Consider the following 2,859-nt stretch of genomic DNA (forward strand, 5'->3'; position numbering starts at 1 on the left):
TAGATACCGCCAAGCCAATAGCCGCTGCTTGTCTGGCCTCTTTCCGAACATCCTCAACAACATAGCTCAACGTCTCAAACTTCATATCTGTGTAAGATTTCGACTCGTTAGTACTATTCGTTACTATGTTACTAAGCTGATCATCCGTGTACTTCTTCGCATCATCAAGAACGAGCTTCATCTGCTCTTCTGTGTAATCATGCAACTGACCTCCATTAACCGCTTCCTTAGAGCCCTTTTCAATGCTGCCATCCGCTACATTGTCTATCAAAACGGGATCACTTTCCGTGCCACCTACTAACGTAACTTTATTCGTTTTCTTGCCAGATGCATCTTTGTCATAACTTACAACTCCATCCGTAACGGTGTTGGCAATATCCTTCACTTGCTGATCTATCGTATCTACCTTGTTTTCAACTTTACTAACACGCTCATTCGTCTCCCAAAGCTGCCCGCCATTCACAACTTCCTGTGAACCTTCTTCAAGCTTACCGGCCGCTACATTCGTGATCTTACTCGACGCTCCATCATGCTTCGCATCATACGCTCCTTCCTCTTCATTCCAATTCAAACCATTCGACGAAACATTCTTCTCAACATCTTGAATGCGATCGTTGATACTCGTCAGACCATCACTAACGCCATCAAAGGCACTTGCAACATCATGATAGATCTTCTTCTCATCTGAACTCCCGTCGCTCTTGAACTGCGAAACCTTGAATTCCGGAGAGGTCCATTGGCCATCTTTATAGCCTGCTCCACCTCCTAAATACTGCGCTAATGTCTGATTCAGAGAGTAGAGCTGGTTGCCCGTTACTGCTTCACTAGAACCTTCAGAAATATCTCCATCTAACAGAGACTTAAGTTTGCTTTTCTCCTTTTTAGAACCTTCTCCATGGAGCGCCACAAAAGCTTTGTCTTCATCACTCCACAACAACGCATTCTGTTCGAGGTTGTTAGAAACCTCATTATGAAGCTTCGTGAAAGAACTGCTTACACCCGCAAACGCTGCCGCTACGCTATCATAGCTCTCCTCATGAGACACGCCATCATCATCATATGTCGTGAGCTTGAATTCTGGTGCTTTCCATTCTCCATCCTTATATTCAGCCCCACCACCAAAATAGGTCGCTAGCGTTGTATTCAAACTATAAAGCTGAGAACCATTGACCGCTTCTGTCGATGTTGCAGAAAGACTTGCCGCCTTAACACCTGACAGACTACGTGCTCCACCATCACTGTTGGCAATGGTAATTTCACTACCTGCTTTCTCTCCACCAATCTTAATAACCTTGCTCTCTTCATCCTGCTTAACAAGGCTATCACCTATAACTTTGTTAATCTCATTCTTAAATTCTTGATGAATATTCGTGAAAGAATTACCAACTCCAGCAAAAGCATCCGCTACACTCTCATAGCTCTGTTCTTCAACATCACTACCATCTTCCTTGACAGTCTTAACCTTGAAACTGGGAGCAGTCCATTCTCCATCCTTATATTCAGCCCCACCACCTAAATACTGCGCTAGCGTTGTATTCAATGAATAAAGCTGGGAACCATTCACAGCATCCGTGGAATCTTTAGATATATCTCCATTCTTAAGAGAGGTAATCTTGCTATTTACTTTCTCACCATCTTTCCCATGTGTCGCTACAAAGGCATTATCAGCATTACTCCAGTTCAATGAATCCTGAGCTACACTTTCAGAAACATCCTTAATACGCTGGTTCACATTCTTGATATTCTCATCAAGTCCTGTAAATGCACTACCAACATTTTTAAATTCAGCTTCTTCTACCTTACCCTCTGTAGAAACTTTAGATAAATTATAGGTTGGTTGTGTAAAGGCTCCATCGCTAAACTTTGCATCTCCACCTAAAAACTTGGCTACATCCTCACCAATTTTGTTAACCTGATCACCTGTGATTGCGTCACGTGAACCCTTGGCAATCTGACCATCAGCTACATTATGAAGACCTACAGGCGTAGAATCTTTGCCCTTACCAAAAGTCACATGACTATAATCAGTTTTACCATCCTTGTCTTTATCATAAAGGACAACAGCAGAATCTTCAGACTGAATATTTTTAGAAAGGTCTTCTAAGCTTTTTTCAAGCTGAGCTTTATTGACAGCTTCATTATCCTTTGTGGCTTCTTTTACACCGGAAAGAACTCGATCATTACCTGCACTATTTGCAAAAGAAACTTCAGTGCCCTCTGTCTCTGCTCCAACCTTGATAGCTTCACTCTTTTTATTCTGTTTAACCAGACTGTCACTGATGACATTATTAATTTGACTGTTCACCTCATTATGAATGTCCGTGATAGAACTGTTCACACCAGCAAAAGCATCCGCAACATTATCATACTTTTCTTCAGTTGCCTCACCTTCTGCATCAAATTTCTTAACCGTAAATTTCGGAGCAGTCCAAGCGCCATTCTCATAGCCTGCATTACCACCTAAAGACTTGGCAACATTGCTACCCAAGCTATAAAGCTGAGAACCATTCACGGCATCAGTCGAATTTTCACCAATGGTTCCATTCTGAAGAGACGTAATCTTGCTATTGGCTTTGTTTCCTTCTTCTCCATGTTTTGCAACGAAGGCTAACGCCTCTTTATCCCACGATAAAGAATCTTGCGCTACACCTTGAGATACTTCTTTAATTCGCTGGTTTACATTCTTGATATTCTCATCAAGTCCTTCAAAGGCTGAACCAACATTTTTAAAACTCTTATCTTCTTCCTTACCATCTGGAGAAATCTTAGATAATTTATAGGTTGGCTCTGTAAGAACTCCATCTTTAAAGGATGCTTCTCCACCTAAGAACTTGGCTACATCCTGAGAAATCTTGTTAA

General features: G+C 41.8%; 1 pseudogene. It reads right to left on the minus strand.

From position 1 onward, the window contains the following. Positions 1-2,859: pseudogene (locus tag ME1_RS00990) on the minus strand (hypothetical protein); the annotation flags it as partial.

The sequence above is a fragment of the Bartonella vinsonii subsp. arupensis OK-94-513 genome (assembly GCF_000278235.1).
Lineage (GTDB): Bacteria > Pseudomonadota > Alphaproteobacteria > Rhizobiales > Rhizobiaceae > Bartonella > Bartonella arupensis.